At 58.6% G+C, this 15,126-nt stretch carries 17 protein-coding genes; 10 read left to right on the top strand and 7 right to left on the bottom strand.

Going from position 1 to position 15,126, the window contains the following annotated elements; genetic code table 11:
* The first annotated feature begins 8 nt into the window (after nt 1-8).
* The 4 genes from LDN84_RS13935 to LDN84_RS13920 are packed head-to-tail and all read left to right on the top strand — an operon-like array spanning nt 9 to nt 3,241.
* Nucleotides 9-851, top strand: coding sequence for an MlaE family ABC transporter permease (locus LDN84_RS13935; RefSeq protein WP_223904050.1), 843 nt, complete (start codon nt 9-11; stop codon nt 849-851).
* Between the two features lies 1 nt (nt 852).
* Nucleotides 853-1,671, top strand: a complete 819-nt coding sequence (locus LDN84_RS13930; protein ID WP_223904049.1) for an ABC transporter ATP-binding protein — start codon at nt 853-855, stop codon at nt 1,669-1,671.
* Nucleotides 1,668-2,597, top strand: coding sequence for an MlaD family protein (locus LDN84_RS13925; protein ID WP_223904048.1), 930 nt, complete (start codon nt 1,668-1,670; stop codon nt 2,595-2,597). Before LDN84_RS13930 ends, LDN84_RS13925 begins: the two co-directional genes overlap by 4 nt.
* Nucleotides 2,594-3,241: an ABC-type transport auxiliary lipoprotein family protein gene (locus LDN84_RS13920; RefSeq protein ID WP_223904047.1), complete on the top strand. Its 648-nt coding sequence runs from the start codon at nt 2,594-2,596 to the stop codon at nt 3,239-3,241. The genes LDN84_RS13925 and LDN84_RS13920 overlap by 4 nt, the downstream gene beginning before the upstream one ends.
* A 703-nt stretch (nt 3,242-3,944) precedes the next feature.
* Here the strand turns inward: LDN84_RS13920 and LDN84_RS13915 are convergent.
* From LDN84_RS13915 to fumC, 4 genes are all read right to left on the bottom strand, one after another.
* Complete coding sequence (locus tag LDN84_RS13915; protein ID WP_223904046.1) at nt 3,945-4,235, bottom strand: ferritin family protein; 291 nt, start codon at nt 4,233-4,235, stop codon at nt 3,945-3,947.
* 241 nt (nt 4,236-4,476) lie between these two features.
* On the bottom strand, nt 4,477-5,790 hold the full coding sequence (locus tag LDN84_RS13910; protein ID WP_223904045.1) for a PQQ-dependent sugar dehydrogenase: 1,314 nt from the start codon (nt 5,788-5,790) through the stop codon (nt 4,477-4,479).
* Nucleotides 5,791-5,825: 35 nt separating this feature from the next.
* The gene (locus LDN84_RS13905; RefSeq protein WP_223904044.1) at nt 5,826-6,116 is read right to left on the bottom strand and encodes a hypothetical protein; all 291 of its coding nucleotides are present in this window, start codon (nt 6,114-6,116) and stop codon (nt 5,826-5,828) included.
* Nucleotides 6,117-6,212: 96 nt separating this feature from the next.
* Complete coding sequence (gene fumC, locus LDN84_RS13900) at nt 6,213-7,658, bottom strand: class II fumarate hydratase (protein WP_223904043.1); 1,446 nt, start codon at nt 7,656-7,658, stop codon at nt 6,213-6,215.
* A 185-nt stretch (nt 7,659-7,843) separates the two neighbouring features.
* On the opposite strand from fumC, the gene LDN84_RS13895 reads away from it, so the two are divergent.
* Together LDN84_RS13895 and LDN84_RS13890 are read left to right on the top strand one after the other, a co-directional pair.
* The gene (locus LDN84_RS13895; protein ID WP_223904042.1) at nt 7,844-8,395 is read left to right on the top strand and encodes an NADPH-dependent FMN reductase; all 552 of its coding nucleotides are present in this window, start codon (nt 7,844-7,846) and stop codon (nt 8,393-8,395) included.
* A 26-nt stretch (nt 8,396-8,421) separates the two neighbouring features.
* Complete coding sequence (locus LDN84_RS13890; protein ID WP_223904041.1) at nt 8,422-8,667, top strand: DUF2789 family protein; 246 nt, start codon at nt 8,422-8,424, stop codon at nt 8,665-8,667.
* A gap of 33 nt (nt 8,668-8,700) precedes the next feature.
* Here the strand turns inward: LDN84_RS13890 and LDN84_RS13885 are convergent, their stop codons facing one another.
* Together LDN84_RS13885 and LDN84_RS13880 are read right to left on the bottom strand one after the other, a co-directional pair.
* Nucleotides 8,701-9,465 carry an HAD family hydrolase gene (locus tag LDN84_RS13885; protein ID WP_223904040.1) on the bottom strand — a complete coding sequence of 255 codons (765 nt, stop codon included), beginning with the start codon at nt 9,463-9,465 and terminating at the stop codon, nt 8,701-8,703.
* Nucleotides 9,466-10,476: a phosphotransferase gene (locus tag LDN84_RS13880; protein ID WP_223904039.1), complete on the bottom strand. Its 1,011-nt coding sequence runs from the start codon at nt 10,474-10,476 to the stop codon at nt 9,466-9,468. It abuts the gene before it with no gap.
* Between the two features lie 478 nt (nt 10,477-10,954).
* Between LDN84_RS13880 and LDN84_RS13875 the strand changes: the two genes are divergently transcribed.
* Both LDN84_RS13875 and tlpB read left to right on the top strand, forming a co-directional pair.
* Nucleotides 10,955-11,140 carry a DUF3330 domain-containing protein gene (locus tag LDN84_RS13875; RefSeq protein WP_223904038.1) on the top strand — a complete coding sequence of 62 codons (186 nt, stop codon included), beginning with the start codon at nt 10,955-10,957 and terminating at the stop codon, nt 11,138-11,140.
* Between the two features lie 45 nt (nt 11,141-11,185).
* Nucleotides 11,186-13,165, top strand: coding sequence for a transporter-like protein TlpB (tlpB, locus tag LDN84_RS13870; RefSeq protein WP_223913003.1), 1,980 nt, complete (start codon nt 11,186-11,188; stop codon nt 13,163-13,165).
* Nucleotides 13,166-13,222: 57 nt separating this feature from the next.
* On the opposite strand, the gene LDN84_RS13865 is transcribed toward tlpB, so the two are convergent.
* Nucleotides 13,223-13,570, bottom strand: a complete 348-nt coding sequence (locus tag LDN84_RS13865; RefSeq protein WP_223904037.1) for a sll1863 family stress response protein — start codon at nt 13,568-13,570, stop codon at nt 13,223-13,225.
* Nucleotides 13,571-13,877: 307 nt separating this feature from the next.
* Between LDN84_RS13865 and LDN84_RS13860 the strand changes: the two genes are divergently transcribed.
* A complete protein-coding gene (locus tag LDN84_RS13860; protein WP_223904036.1) occupies nt 13,878-14,030 on the top strand; it encodes a hypothetical protein in 153 nt (50 codons plus the stop codon).
* Nucleotides 14,027-15,112, top strand: coding sequence for a type III polyketide synthase (locus LDN84_RS13855; RefSeq protein WP_223904035.1), 1,086 nt, complete (start codon nt 14,027-14,029; stop codon nt 15,110-15,112). Before LDN84_RS13860 ends, LDN84_RS13855 begins: the two co-directional genes overlap by 4 nt.
* Nucleotides 15,113-15,126: the final 14 nt, after the last annotated feature.

The following is a 15,126-nucleotide window of genomic DNA, read 5'->3' as shown; positions in this document are numbered from 1 at the left end:
CACCCGCCATGACGTTGAGCCAACGCCCGCTACAGTCCGCCGCCACCCCGCAAAAGCCCGCCATGCTGGAGCGTGTGGGTCACAGGGCAGACGCGGCATGGGTGCAGACCCTTGCGCTGCTCGGCTTTGTGGGTGAGAGCGCTATGGCGCTTGTGGGCTGGCTGGCGCACCCGGCGCGTATCCGTTGGCGGCCGATTCTGTTCAATCTGCGCAGCGGCGGCTTGGATGCCTTACCCATCGTCGGCACCCTGTCATTCCTGCTGGGCATTGTGGTGGCTTACCAAGGGGCCGACCAGTTGCGCCAATACGGGGCCAACATCTTTGTGGTGGATCTGGTGGGGTTGTCCATGTTGCGCGAGTTTGCACCTTTGATGACGGCCATCATCATCGCCGGGCGGTCCGGCTCGGCCTATGCCGCGCAGATTGGCACCATGTCGGTGACTCAGGAAATTGATGCCATGCGCACCATCGGCATCGCGCCGCAGGAGATGCTGGTGCTGCCGAAGTTTCTGGCGCTGCTGATGGCGCTGCCGCTGCTGACGGTGTTTGCCGACCTGCTGGGTGTAGGGGGTGGCATGTTGATGGCGCGGGCCCAGCTGGGGGTGGGGTTTGCCGAGTTTCTGGAACGTTTTTCCAAAGCGGTCAGTGTCACCTCTTACCTGGTGGGGCTTGGCAAGGCCCCGGTGTTTGCCGCCATCATTGTGTTGGTGGGCTGTTTTCAGGGTTTTCGCACCCGCGGTGGTGCCGACAGTGTGGGCCAGCACACCACACAGGCGGTGGTGCAGTCGATTTTTGGGGTGATCGTGGCCGATGCGCTGTTTTCCGTGGCCTTCAGTGTGCTGGATTTGTGACATGCCCAACCCACCCGACACCCCTCATACCGTGCTGGAGATGCACCAGGTGGAGACCCGTTTTGGCTCCCACGTGGTGCACGATGGGGTTGAGCTGGAAGTACGCCGGTCCGAGATTTTTGCGGTGATTGGCGGCAGTGGCTCGGGCAAATCCACCCTGTTGCGCGAGATGATTTTGCTGCAAATCCCGAATGCGGGCCGTATCAAGGTGCTGGGCGTGGATCTGGCCCACATCACCGATGACGCTGCCCTGGCACTGCGGCAACGTTTTGGCGTGTTGTTTCAGCAGGGCGGGCTGTTTGGTGCGCTGACGGTGCTGGAAAACATTGGTTTGCCCCTGCGCGAACATCGCCACCTGAGCGACCCCGAGGTGGATGCGCTTGCCGCCAAGAAGCTGGCCGAGGTCGGGCTGGATGCGGCCGTGGCCAGCCAATACCCCTCGGAGCTCAGCGGCGGCATGCTGAAACGTGCCGCGCTGGCCCGGGCGCTGGTGCTGGAGCCTGAGCTGTTGTTTCTGGACGAACCCACTGCCGGGCTGGATCCGCAAAGCGCCGCAGGTATTGATGCCTTGGTGCTGAAACTGCGCCAGCAATCCGGCCTGAGTATTGTGATGATCACCCATGACCTGGATTTGCTCTGGCAGGTGACCGACCGTGTGGCGGTGCTGGCCGACGGCAAGGTGCAGGCCATTGGCTCCATGGAGGAGCTTTCCAAGATGGACAACCCGGCCATCCAACCCTTTTTTGACGGCCCACGTGCACGTGCAGCCGAGGTGCAAGCCACAGCCCAACCCAAGGAGCCATCATCGAAACCAAAGTGAACTACACCCTGGTGGGTGCTTTTGTACTGACCCTGGGTGCCTTGCTGGTGGCCGTGGTTCTGTGGCTGGCCTCTGGTGGGGCCTGGCAAACCAAATACGACGTGTACCAGGCGGTGGAAGAAGAGTCGGTGGCAGGCCTCAACCTGAATGCGCCGGTCAAGTACAACGGGGTGGATGTCGGCAAGGTACAGGCCATCGAACTGGATCATGCGAACCCCAAAACCGTGAACTTGTTTTTTGCCATTGAGCGAGGTACACCGGTCAAGGAGGACACCATCGCCATCCTGAAAACCCAGGGCCTCACCGGCATTGCCTATGTGGAACTCAGTGGTGGCAGTGTCAGCTCGCCGCTGTTGCGCGTCAAAACCGGGGCGCGGTATGCGGTGATTCAAACCGCGCCCTCCCTCTCGGCCCGGCTGGAGAATGTGCTCTCCAGCGTGCTGGCCAAGCTGGACGACACCTCCAACAACATCAATGCCATGCTCAGCAAGGAGAACCAGGCGGCTATTCGCAGCGCGCTGGCCGACATCGCCGTCATTGCGCGTACCGTTGCCACACGCAAGGACAGCATTGATGCCGGGCTGCTGGATGCTGCCAAGACCTTGAAAAACACCGCCAAAGCCAGTGCCAACATCGACCAGCTGTCAGAGCGCATCGGGCGCGCCGCTGACGCGGTGCAAGCCATGGGTATCGAGGTTGCCAAAACCAGCATCAGCACAGGCAAGGCGGTGGATGGGATGGGCACCGATGTCAAACGTTTCAGCACAGAAACCCTGCCTGAACTGGAGCGCTTGCTGGGTGAGCTGAGCACCTTGAGCAGTTCGCTGCGCTTGTTGACCGAGCAGACCCGGCGCGATCCGAAAGGGCTTATTTTTGGCCATACACCGGTGCCAGCCGGCCCAGGTGAATCAGGGGAAAAACCATGAGCATCTTCACTGTCCAGACCGTTGCGGGATGGGCCAGGGGACTGGCGGTTTCGTTGAGTGTTTTGAGCCTGTGCGCCTGCAGCGTGCTGGGCAAGGCCTCGTCACCGCCACCGGCGTTTTATGCGCTTGATGCGGTGCCTGGCCCTGCCACCCCGTCCGTGCCAGGTGCAACGCCAGACGCATTGCTGACACTCATCATCAGCCCGCCCCGTGCCGCCTCGGGCTTTGACAGCCAACGTATGGTATATGTGCGTGAAGACCATCAGCTCGAATACTTTGCCCACAGTGAGTGGGTTGATCCACCGGCGCGTATGTTGGGGCCCTTGCTGGTTTCGGCAGTCCAGCAAACCGGGGCTTTTGCAGCCGTGGTACTGGCTTCGGGCTCAGCGGCGGGTGACCTGCGGCTGAACACCGACATCCTGCGACTGCAGCACAATTTTCAGATGAGCCCGAGCCGGGTGCAATTACGTCTGCGTGTTTACCTGACGGATGAAAAAACCCGCAAAGTGTTGGCCTGGAAAGAACTCAGCGCTGAAGCTGTGGCGGCCAGCGACACCCCGCAAGGGGGCGTGGTTGCGGCCAACCGGGCGGTGCAGGAGGTGCTGACGCAAGTGGCGCAGTTTCTGGTCAACCGGCCGAAGTGAGCGCAAGAAGTTGCCTTTGCAAGCGTCAGGCGGCGATTCTCTGTCTTCTTGTGAGTGCTATTAAGTTGATAGCTGCTTGCGCAATCCATACAAGCACTGCAAGCCCAAAAGGCATAAAAATCCGCACACATTCAAGCCCCGTAGGTCGGGTTAGCTGCAGGCGTAACCTGACACCTCTGATCTTTGTTGGAAATGAGCTTGGGTGGGATGGCTGATTTTCGTAATCCCCCCCTCACCCCCAACCCCTCTCCACCCCCGCCGGGGCGGAAAGGGGAGCCAACAGCCGTATTTGGCCACGTCTCTTCACTGAGGCCAGACAAAGCTTCGGCCAACGCGGCAGTGTGAGGACTCGGAAATGCCCGCGCTGATAAACCGCTCCACAACGCTCCAGCGCATAGACTTGCTATGGCTGACGTACACCCTCACCGTTGCGTTGGCCATTCGCGTTGTATGCCCTCCGTCAATACACAAGGCCAAATACGGCTGTTAGGCTCCCTTTCCGCCCCGGCGGGGGTGGAAAGGGCGGGGGGATAGGGGGGGACTACAAAACTATCAATTCAATAGCTACCTGCGCAATCCATACAAGCACTACAAGCCCAAAAGGCATAAAAATCCGCACACACTCAAGCACACAGGAAAAGCTATTTTGCTATTCAAAATGTAGCTTTAAGCACATGTGGATAAAGCGCTAGAGCCTCATTTGTTACATTTTTTCTTCCACTTCCCGTGCCCCTTGGGCGTAGAGCCGCGCTTCGTCCGGGGCAAGCTCATGCAGCAGGCGCAGGAACTCCCCGGCGTGAACCAGCTCTTCGTCGGCAATTTCCTTGAGAACCTTCACCGCTAACGGGTGATCCGTGGACTCGGCGAGCTGCACATACATCTGGGTGGCTTCATACTCGGCGGCCACCATAAAACGGATGGCGCGGATGAGTTCCGACTCTGTGAGCTTCTTGTTGTGGGCCAAGCCTGAAAAGGGTGATCCGAAATCTGGCATATCAAAACTCCTGGGTTGGTGAGTAAAACATGGTCATTCGATACATTCAAACTGACCACGCTGCAGATTAAGGGCCAGCCTGGCAAAGGTCTGTTCGATAACGAACCCACACGGGAATGAAGGGCGGCCTGCGCTCGGCGGGCAAGGGTCAACCCATCAGAACGGTTAAAACATTTTCTGAATTTGCTACAAATAAAATAGCTTCTTACGATTGATTTATAAGTGCTAGAAGCTTGTTTGGCTATAAATCCTGGGCTCGCACACGCCACACCACATTACCCACGTCGTCGGCGACCAGCAAGGCCCCCCGTTTGTCAAGGGCCACACCCACCGGGCGGCCGAAGGCTTTGCCGTCCTCACTCAGAAAACCGGTCAACACGTCCAGCGGCAAACCACGCGGTTGGCCCTCTTGGAAGGGTACAAAAATGACTTTGTAGCCGCTGTGTGGTTGGCGGTTCCAGGAGCCGTGTTGGCCAATGAACATGCCGTTGGCAAAAGCCGGCGGCAGCGTGTTGCCCTCTGACCAGGCCAGGCCAAGCGAGGCGGTGTGTGCCCCCAGCGCGTAATCCGGCACCCGGGCTTGGGCCACCAGATCAGGCCGTGGCGGCTGCACCCGTTTATCCACATGCTGGCCAAAATAACTGTACGGCCAGCCGTAGAACGCACCGTCTTGCACCGAGGTCAGGTAGTCGGGCACCAGATCGTTGCCCAGGTTGTCACGCTCGTTTACCACTGTCCACAAGGCAGCGCTGCCAGGCTCCCAGGCCAGTCCGTTCGGGTTGCGCAGGCCGGAGGCATAGACACGGTGGCTACCGCTGGCGATGTCCACTTCCCAGATGGCGGCGCGTTCGGCTTCAACCGCCATACCACGTTCGGCCACGTTGCTGTTGGAGCCCACCGTGACAAAGAGTTTTTGGCCATCTTTGCTGGCGATCAGGTTCTTGGTCCAATGGTGGTTGATGGCACCGGCCGGTAAATCGACCACCTTGACGCCAGCGGAGGTCAGTTGGGTGTCGCCATCTGCATAAACAAAACGGTGCACCGCATCGGTATCGGCAACAAACAGGTGTTGACCCACCAAGGCCATGCCAAACGGCGAATTCAAGCCCTCCAGCAAAACCGAACGCACATCGGCGACACCGTCCCCATCGGTGTCGCGCAGCAAGGTAATGCGGTTGGCACTGGGTACACCTGCCCCGGCGCGTTTCATCACCAGACCCATGACCCAGGCTTGGATGCCTTGGGTTTGCGCAGTTTGACGCGGCGTGTTGGTTTCTGCCACCAGCACGTCTCCGTTGGGCAACACATACAGCCAGCGCGGGTGGTCCAGGTCGCGGGCAAACGCTGTGACCTGTGTGCCTGGTGTACCCCGAGGTGAGCCGCCCTCAGGCCAGCCGATGGCTGGCGCGATGTTGACGGTAGGAATCAGCGAGGTTTGGGGCGCGGGCAGTGTGGGCAGCGCCCCGAAACCAGGTATTGGCGGTGTCGATGCCGTTTCTGCACAGGCGGTGAATGCCAGCGTGAATACGGCTGCCAACGATGGTGCCCTGCGCATCAGCTGCTCCTGAAATGAGAAGGGTCTGACGAACTTCAGTTCGCTGGAGCGGAGGCGGGGGGCACAACGATGACAGTGGTTCCACTGCCGGTTTTGCCCGTGTTGCCCTGATTACCCTGGTTACCTTGCAGGCCCTGGTCACCCGCGTTGCCCGTTGCGCCCTGTCCGCCGGTAGCGCCTTGCCCACCCGTTGCGCCGGTAGCACCGGTTGCGCCAGCGGGGCCGGGCACCGCGACTGGGACAGGCACGTTGACGACGGTGGCACGTTCACACGCAACCAGGCTGAGGGTGGCCAACAGCGCGGAGATCAATAAGGTGTATTTCATGGTTTTTCCTTTAAAACTGCAGCGTAAACGCGATGAGATGGTTCATCCGTTCGCTGGCGAACACAGGGGGCCAGTTAAGGCGGCCGTGTGTTGTTTTCACAGCGTTGGGGCGGATGGGCCCAACATCTGTGCCGGGTTGACCCAGGCATCAAACTGCGCGGCGGTCACCACACCGCAGGCCAGCGCAGCTTCGCGCAGCGTACAGCCATGGGCCTGGGCATGTTTGGCCATCTGGGCGGCACGGTCATAACCTATGTGGGGGGTCAGGGCCGTGACCAGCATCAGGGAGCTTTGCAGCAGGGCATCCACCCGTGCCTGGTTGACCCGCAGACCTGTTACGCAGTGCCGGGAGAAGCTGCGCATGGCATCGGCCAGCAGGCGCAGGCTGTCAAGGGTGTTCAGGGCGATCAGGGGTTTGTAGACGTTCAGCTCGAATTGCCCCTGGCTGGCGGCAAACCCAATCGCCACATCATGCCCCATGACCTGGGCACAGACCATGGTCAGGGCCTCCACCTGGGTCGGGTTCACCTTGCCCGGCATGATGGAGCTGCCGGGTTCGTTTTGCGGCAGCATCAATTCACCCAAACCCGCACGTGGCCCGCTGCCCATCAGGCGGATGTCGTTGGCGATTTTGGTCAGGGCAATGGCCAGCATTTTCAAAGCACCATGAAACGCCACCAGCGCTTCGTGACCAGCCATGGCTGCAAACAGGTTGTCGGCTTGGCTCAGTGGCAACTCCAGCCGTAACGCCAGCGCGGCGGCCACCCGCTGACCAAACTCTGGGTGGGTGTTGAGCCCGGTACCCACGGCGGTGCCACCAATGGCCAGCGTGTGCACCGCTTCCAGCGCCAACAGCAGGCTGCGTTGGCAGAGCCGGAGTTGTGCCGCGTAGCCGCCAAACTCCTGGCCCAGCGTGACGGGCGTGGCATCTTGCAGGTGGGTGCGGCCAATTTTGATGACGGACTCGAACGCCAGCGCTTTGGCATCCAGCGCACTCAGCAATTCTTCCAGCGCGGGCAACAGCGCCAATTTGGCCTTCAGACTAACGGCCAGGTGCATGGCAGTTGGAAACACATCGTTGGACGATTGGCCCAGATTGACATCGTCGTTGGGGTGCACCGTTTGAGCGGCATCGGTTCCCTGCGCCAACGCCTGGGACGCCAGGCTGGCAATCACTTCGTTGACATTCATATTGCTTTGGGTGCCGGAGCCGGTCTGCCAGACGGACAAAGGAAATTCGGCATCCAACTCACCAGCCACCACCCGATCAGCGGCAGCGGCGATGGCTTGTGCCAGCGCCGGTTTCTGCAATTGCAAATCGCGGTTGACACCAGCGGCCGCCCATTTGATCAAGGCCAGTGCGTGAATGATGTCCATGGGCATACGCTGCTCACCAATGGCAAAAAACTGCAGGCTGCGTGCGGTTTGGGCGCCCCACAACACATCGGCGGGCACGCTGACCGAGCCAAAACTGTCGGACACGGTGCGTGGACTGTCCGTGTGAATGGCACCGGATGCTTGTAGGGGTTTGATGGTTTGCATGGACCGGGGTCTCCTTTTGCAGTTAAATTGAGCTTGAAAATTCATGTTGAAGCCCCCCATGGAGGTCGTCAGTGCGCTGGCACACCCTCTCACGCGGCTATGACAGACGGTATCGCACGGTACGTTCGTTAGCGCACGGTGAACCATTACATGTTGGCGCACCATGCCCCTTTTTGGAGAAAATCATGAACCAGTTTCACATAGCCGTTCTCATTGGTAGCCTTCGCCGCGATTCCTTCAACCGGAAGCTGGCCGATGCCATGGCCAAGCTTGCGCCTTCTGATGTCACCTTCAAACAGCTCAGCATCGGAGATTTGCCGCTGTACAACCAGGACGACGATGCCCATCAAGCAGACACTGTGCTTCGGCTCAAAGCGGACATCAAGGCTGCGCAGGGTTTGCTGTTCGTGACACCGGAGTACAACCGATCCATTCCCGGTGTACTCAAAAACGCCATTGACCATGCTTCTCGCCCCTACGGCCAAAGCGCCTGGTCTGGCAAACCTGCGGGTGTGCTGGGGGTGTCAGTGGGAGCCATTGGCACTGCGCTGGCACAACAACACTTGCGCAATATCCTGGCGTACCTGAACTGCCCGACGCTGGCACAACCCGAGGCCTTCATCCAGGCGAAGGACAATTTGTTTGATGAGCACGGTGAGATTGGTGCCGCCAGCAAAGAATTTCTTCAAGGCTGGATGGATCAGTACGTGGCCTGGGTCAAAAAACACAGCGTCTGATCAACCCACCTACCGGAGGCAATACCATGGACAAAGCCATTCACCACTTTAGCGAGTTATTTGCGCAGCTTGGGTTGCCCGATGATGCCGAAAGCATTGCCGAATTTCTGGCCAAACACACGGCCATGTCAGCTTGCATGAGGTTGCCGGATGCCCCCTATTGGACACCTGCGCAAGCCCAGTTCCTCAGGGAATCGCTGCTGCAGGATTCCGACTGGGCAGGTCTGGTGGATCAACTCAGCAAGGCGCTGCAGGCTGAAGTCCGGTCTTGATGCTCTTGGAGCCGCAGGGATGGCATGGCGGTATCAGCGATCTGCCTGCCGTCGATCTCCATCCTCGAAGAAACGCACTGCGTTGAGCAACTCGGGAAAGCTGTAAATGATGTAGTCGGGTTTGGTGCGGCTTTTGTCTTGCGGCATGTCGCCTGACTGGAAAAAAACCGTCTTGATGCCGAGTTTCTGTGGGCCATGCACGTCACGGTACAAGTCATTGCCCACAAACAACACTTCCGACGGGGCCAGCCCCATACGGCTCAAGGCGGTCTGAAACAAGCGCACATCGGGCTTGCGGTAGCCAAAGTCACCTGACACGATGATGGGGTCAAAAAAAGCTGTCAAACCCACCGTGTTCAACTCGGGCACGGCATAAGCGCTCTGTGCATCGGAAATGATGGCGAGTGCGTAGCGTTTGTGCAATTGCTGGAGGGTGTCCTGCACCCCAGGAAAAAGCTGCAGGCGCTCCCGCGACGCAGCCCGGTGAACCTCCGCAAGAAACCTTGGAAGCTGTGCGCGTTTTTCCTGCGGCAGCGCCCGGGTGACATCACTTGCGTGTTGCGCAACGATTTGGTGGAAGATAGCCACAACATCGAATTCCGCCTGGCGCTCACCGCTGGCCTGTTTTTGCTCCTTGATCGTCCTGAAAAACAGGTCTTTGACTACGTCAGGATTGAGTTTTACGCCCTGGTAGGACAACACATTGCTGATCACGCGGTACACGTCGTCGTGCCATTCGTTGGTGTGGATATCAATCAGCGTGCCGTTGATATCAAAAATAAGGCCTTTCAGACTCATCTAGTCACTCCTTAGGCAGGCCTTGGCCTCATGGATCAATTGATGGCGATAGTTGTGATCGACCCAACTGTTTCGTGCAATACGCAGCAGCGTCATGCCCATGTAAAACGGTGTCCTGCCGGTAATGGATGCAAAGGCGCTGTTGCGATCCGGGAAATGGCAGGCATATTCCCAAAGAAAGTGACCAATAAAAGGCTCGGCGGCATGTTTGTCGCCAGTGGCCCACATGAAAAAATGTTTCAACTCGCCGGCGATACGACCCGTATCAAAAACACGGTCTGCCCGCTTGCTGCGCTCCAGGTCAAAAGCCATGACATCCAGGCCGGTGCCAAACATGAAGTTTTCAGGGGTCGCATCTCCATGCACAGTGACTTGCTGGTCTTGCCACATTTTGGGCAGATGATGCCACTGGTCGCGCAAGCCATGCCATTCTGAGACCTCATGGCCGCTGATGGCTTTGACAGCCAGCAGGCGAGCGATCAGGGTATCCAGATAGTTGCAGTCCTGCTGAAAATCGACCCCTACCCCGGTGGCGGTTCGATTGTGAAACTGCGAGAGAAAGTAAGCCAGCGCAGTCAGCTTGGCATATAGCTCAGCCGAGTCCCCGCTGTGAATTGCGTCCAGGATGACAACGCTGAGCAACTTTCCCTCAAAACACTCGGTGATCAGCAAGGCGTTCAGCGCGTGGTTAACCCCCAGTGGTTTGACGACGTTGTGGGGGCTGCCGGTCAGGCCGGTGTTACGCATCATGCAAAGACTGTCGAACTCGCGCGTCAGATGCAAGTTCGCCTTGGCCGCATCCGGCTTGCTTGATGTCTGAAAGAATTTGCCAATCAACTTCTTGCCCGTCGTGCGGTCTTGGTACAGGTAGACATCGTTGCTGCCATTAAGTTTGAAGACCCGGTAAGACGAGGTATCCGTGGCTCCCTCAATCTTCTGTTGCAGGTCATGCTGCAGAAAACTCAGCACCGGGTCGTTCTGGGCCAGATGGCCGATGTAGGTTCCAGTCATGCTTGTCTTGAACTCCAGCTCTGGTGCTGATCCGTGTGTTCACCCTTACGCATCTTGTTGCCTCTCCAACTCTTCTGATTGCGCCGGGTCTTCATGGGCTTCCGGGAAATCTGACTCATCAGCCGCAGGAGAAACTTCCGGCAAAGGACGTGCAACACATGGCTCCAGAATATCAGCGTCAACGTCAACGTCAACGTCAACGTCAACGGCTGAAGGGCTAGTCCCTTCCATCAGGACGACTTGCCGAACCGTGCTTCTTGTCGATGCCTCTATAGCGGCTATGGCGGCAAGATGTGCCGCGGTGGAGTGTGTGTGCTGCATACACCGTATTGACGCTGGGAAAGGCATGGCGTGTCGGTTCGACAGCGCACAGACACCACACGTCAGCGAGGCCATAGTCCACATATCTCACCTGCTTTCCTTGGGAACGCCGCTGATGTTTGCTTGACCTCTGGAGTCCACCTTAATGAATCACGCCATGAACCCATCAGGCCCTTCGGCTCCACCGGTACACCTTGCCTGCGCCGTGTGTATGAAGGAAATTCCCTTGTCCGAGGCCATCGTTCCTGAGGCCAAGGACTATGTTGTGCATTTTTGCAGCCCGGATTGTTATCAGAAGTGGCACCAGCAGAAGGGTCTGATGCCACCCGAAAAAACCGTCTGACGCTCAGTGGCAGATAAAGATCTCAGCGCCAGCGATCTGGCGCAGATGTTGGGCACGCTGGACGCACAGGCCGAGCTGGTGCAAAAACACCTGTCTTTGATCGCCCTGCTGGACTGGATTCGCGGCGACGCAACCAGTGCACCGTCTTGTGTCGCCCGTGTCGAGTTGCTGCTCGATGTTCTGCAGAGCCGCCCCGACCTTCTGGCCAGCCTGCACCTGTGGTGGCAGCAACTGGTGCGGGCACTGGATGGCAGCACGCTGTTGGCCGACTACGGTTTTGCATCCCGCAACGCTTTGTTGAGTGAGTTCATCCAGCGTTTGCACCTCAAGCTCTTGCCCATGTCGCCCGAGACTGCGGATGCATCGGAGCTGTTTGCACTGGCCTTGTCCGGTGCGGTGGATGCCCAGTGGATCGCGGCGCTGCCGGATGCCACCCTGCGGCGCTTGGCCGATTTGTTGTCCGCACCAGCCCATCGGCACCATGCACGACTGACACCCCATTTGACCTATTGGCAGTGCACCTTGCTGGATGCGCTGGCGTTTTGCACCAGCCAGGTTCAGTCGGCGGGGTTTTCACCGGAAATTCGCCTGCGCATGAGTGCCTCAGAACTGGAGGCCAGCCCTTTTCATGTGCTGTCGTCCAATTTTCTGACCTTGCGTGAGGCCTGGCTGGCGGGGACACATACCGACGAGGCTGCGCAGCAATTCAAGGCACAACTGGAGTCTTGTCGCGCTTTTGCCGCCACTGTCTACACCCATCTGGATACCCATGGTATTTCAGTTGATGTGGTGTTTCGTCTGCGCCAATTGCGTGAGCGGGTGTTGCGTATTCGCAGCCTGCTGGACTGCCTGTTGTGTGATCCAGACTATCGCCACAGCGCCCGGTTGCTGTCACAGCTGGTGCTGGTGGGCCAGGAGCGCGCCAGCATCGGCGCACTCCTGAGAGTGAGCGCCTCGCTGCTGGCGGCCAAGGTGGCCGAACGCAGCTCGGTCACGGGGGAGCACTACATCACCCGCACCTCTGCCGAGTACCAGGCCATGCTGCGTCAAGCGGCTGGTGGCGGGGTGTTGACGGCCTTCACCACGGCCCTGAAGTTTGCTGTCATGGCCATGGGCTTGGCCAGCTTCTGGTTTGGCTTCTGGTCAGGCGTGGTGTACGCGGCAAGCTTTGTGGTCATTCAATTGATGCATTTCACCTTGGCCACCAAACAACCCGCCATGACCGCACCCGCCATGGCCGCCAAGCTCAAGGACATGGGCGAGCCGCAGGATGCCGAGGGGTTTGTTGATGAAGTGTCCTGCCTGGTGCGCTCGCAAGTCGCTGCCGTGGTAGGCAATGTGCTGGCGGTATTTCCGGTGGTGCTGGCGCTTTCCATGCTCATACAAGGGGTAACCGGCGAGCCAATGATCAACGCGTCCAGCGCCCACTATGTGCTGCACTCGCTCACGCTGCTGGGGCCCTCACTGCTGTTTGCCGCATTCACCGGTATCTTGCTGTTTGCCAGCAGCATCATTGCCGGTTGGGTGGAAAACTGGTTTGTGCTGCATCGGCTGGCATCCGCCCTGCGCTACAACCCCCGTGTGACCCGCTGGCTGGGGGTGGAGCGGGCCAACCGTTTTGCCCATTTCATGCTGTACCACATCTCGGGTTTTGCGTCCAACGTGTCGCTGGGTTTTATGTTGGGACTGGTACCGCCGGTGCTGGCGTTTCTGGGCTTGCCATTGGACGTGCGGCACGTGACCTTGTCCACCGGGCAATTGGCCGCCGCCTGTGCCTCGCTGGGCTGGGGCGTGCTTCGCGAGCCAGCCCTGTGGTGGGTCATAGCCTGCCTGCCCTTGATTGGTGTGCTGAATGTCGGGGTGAGTTTTTACCTGGCGTTTCGTGTGGCCCTGCAAGCCCACAGCATTACCGGGGAAGGACGTGACGCCATTGTGCGCGCCATTGGGCGGCGACTTGTCAGCCACCCAGGCGGTTTCTTCTGGCCACCAGTCCAGCAACCTCAGCTAGGCGATGGGCCTGGCTGAAATTGTGGAGACTCAACTTAATGACCGGGGCGGAATATCGCCCAGGCCACATGGGATTTATCCCTTCTTGCCATCGTTTGAACTGTCTTTTTTCTCATGCTTAGCTGTAGATGCAGCAGGCTCGGGAGTTTGAAAAAGTGAAAAAAACGAATGCGTCAAGGCATCATGCATTTTTTCCATGTCGTTGACCATACCTTTCCAAGAATCTACGCTGGCTGTTTTTAGTTCTTCAAGTTTGGCGGCTGCAATTTTGGACTGTGCACGCAACTTGCCCATTTCATCCTTGTATTTTTGACGGGCTTCTTCTTTCGCTTCCTGTGCTGTGGTTTCAAGCCCTTCCATTTTTTTATTCAACTTATCGAGTTGAAGTTCCATCTTTTCAATGTATTCGGCGCGTTGTGCCATGGTGATATTTCCTTGCTGTTGTAAAGTAAATCGATGGGATGGTTCCCCCTTCAAGGACCCGTGATTTGATGTTTGTTCATGATGGATTCCCTAAAAAGTGGACAACTTGCATCGCAAGCAAGCAGTTGCTTACTCGGTACGGAAGGTTAATGAGTTGACGCGAGTTCATCTGTGTGTTTGCGTACGATGCCGCAGCACTCTTTGGCCGGGATTGAAGCCTGTGTTCGCCAGCACACCGACCAACCTGGTTTTAAAAATTAGGCTCAGGGCTCGACCAACACCCATGGTCACACTCTGGAGAATGAACATGACTGAATACAGGCATCCCGTATCGGGTTTTTTTGCCAAGAGCGGGCAGGTGGTGCGGGTGGCCCGGACACACAGCAAACAGGAAACAGCTATCGCCCAGGATGTCATCAAGGAGGCGGTAGGCGATCTCAAGGATATCCGTACAGCTTGAGCCAGACCACCCGTTCAGCCATGTACCTTAGCGGCATCGGCACAGCTACCCCTGAAGCGCGCTACACCAAGGCCGAGTGCCTGGTGGCGTTTCAGGCATCCGACTGGTACGCCCGGCTTGATTCACGTGCGCACCTGATTGCCCGCACCGTTTTGCAGCGTGACAACGGCATTGAGGCTCGCCGCCTCGCCGTGGACACCTTGGCCGAGGTGTTCCACATTGACCCGAACACCTTGGCGCAACGCTTTGTGACACACGCGCCCACCTTGGCTGCGGATGCGGCCCGGCGTGCACTGGCCCAGGCCGGTTTACAGCCAGGTGACATCGACGCGGTGGTGGTCAGCACCTGTACCGGTTACCTGTGCCCAGGGCTGTCGGGTTATGTGGTGGAGTCTCTTGGGTTGCGCGGCGATGTTCAGGCCTTTGATCTGGTCGGTCAGGGCTGTGCGGCAGCGCTGCCCAACTTGCGCCTGGGTTATGCGTTATTGGCTTCCAACACCTGCGACCACGTGTTGTCGGTTTGTGTGGAAGTCAGCAGCGCCGCCATGTACCTCGACAACGACCCCGGTGTGCTGATCAGTGCCTGCCTGTTTGGCGATGGTGCGGGAGCCGCCGTTTTGTCACGCCATGCCACCCCAAGCCGTCGGCGTATCGAATGGGTTGACAGCAGCTCTCTGACCATCCCAGCCCAGCGCCAGGCACTGAAGTTCGAGCAACGCGACGGCATGTTGCGCAACATCTTGTCGCGCGAGGTGCCTGCGCTGGCAGCGCAATATGCGCAGCAGGTGCTGGCCACGGTGCTGGGGCGGGCCGGTTTAAACACGGACGACATCAGCGCCTGGATCCTGCACGCGGGCGGGCGCGACGTGTTGCTGGCCGTTGAGCGCGGTCTCAAGCTCAAGGCTACCGACTTGCGTTACAGCGCGGCCATGCTGCGCGAGTACGGCAACCTGTCCAGTGCCTTTGTCTACTTTGTGCTGGAAGCGGCGCTGGCCGACGACGCACCCGGTGGCTGGTGGTGGTTGTCGTCTTTTGGTGCCGGGTTCAGTTGCCACGGTGCCTTGTTGAAGGTTGATGAATGATGCCCAGAGTTGTA

Origin of the sequence: Rhodoferax lithotrophicus (assembly GCF_019973615.1) — a bacterium.
In the GTDB taxonomy this organism is placed as follows: Bacteria; Pseudomonadota; Gammaproteobacteria; order Burkholderiales; family Burkholderiaceae_C; genus Rhodoferax; species Rhodoferax lithotrophicus.
This window is presented reverse-complemented; position numbering and strand designations above follow the sequence as displayed.

Bases quoted from the DNA above. Each gene is read 5' to 3' on its own strand.
- LDN84_RS13935 (WP_223904050.1), top strand. From the start codon at position 9: ATGACGTTGAGCCAACGCCCGCTACAGTCCGCCGCCACCCCGCAAAAG.
- LDN84_RS13930 (WP_223904049.1), top strand. From the start codon at position 853: ATGCCCAACCCACCCGACACCCCTCATACCGTGCTGGAGATGCACCAG.
- LDN84_RS13920 (WP_223904047.1), top strand. From the start codon at position 2,594: ATGAGCATCTTCACTGTCCAGACCGTTGCGGGATGGGCCAGGGGACTG.
- LDN84_RS13915 (WP_223904046.1), bottom strand. From the start codon at position 4,235: ATGCCAGATTTCGGATCACCCTTTTCAGGCTTGGCCCACAACAAGAAG.
- LDN84_RS13910 (WP_223904045.1), bottom strand. From the start codon at position 5,790: ATGCGCAGGGCACCATCGTTGGCAGCCGTATTCACGCTGGCATTCACC.
- LDN84_RS13905 (WP_223904044.1), bottom strand. From the start codon at position 6,116: ATGAAATACACCTTATTGATCTCCGCGCTGTTGGCCACCCTCAGCCTG.
- fumC (WP_223904043.1), bottom strand. From the start codon at position 7,658: ATGCAAACCATCAAACCCCTACAAGCATCCGGTGCCATTCACACGGAC.
- LDN84_RS13895 (WP_223904042.1), top strand. From the start codon at position 7,844: ATGAACCAGTTTCACATAGCCGTTCTCATTGGTAGCCTTCGCCGCGAT.
- LDN84_RS13890 (WP_223904041.1), top strand. From the start codon at position 8,422: ATGGACAAAGCCATTCACCACTTTAGCGAGTTATTTGCGCAGCTTGGG.
- LDN84_RS13885 (WP_223904040.1), bottom strand. From the start codon at position 9,465: ATGAGTCTGAAAGGCCTTATTTTTGATATCAACGGCACGCTGATTGAT.
- LDN84_RS13880 (WP_223904039.1), bottom strand. From the start codon at position 10,476: ATGACTGGAACCTACATCGGCCATCTGGCCCAGAACGACCCGGTGCTG.
- LDN84_RS13875 (WP_223904038.1), top strand. From the start codon at position 10,955: ATGAACCCATCAGGCCCTTCGGCTCCACCGGTACACCTTGCCTGCGCC.
- tlpB (WP_223913003.1), top strand. From the start codon at position 11,186: ATGTTGGGCACGCTGGACGCACAGGCCGAGCTGGTGCAAAAACACCTG.
- LDN84_RS13865 (WP_223904037.1), bottom strand. From the start codon at position 13,570: ATGGCACAACGCGCCGAATACATTGAAAAGATGGAACTTCAACTCGAT.
- LDN84_RS13860 (WP_223904036.1), top strand. From the start codon at position 13,878: ATGACTGAATACAGGCATCCCGTATCGGGTTTTTTTGCCAAGAGCGGG.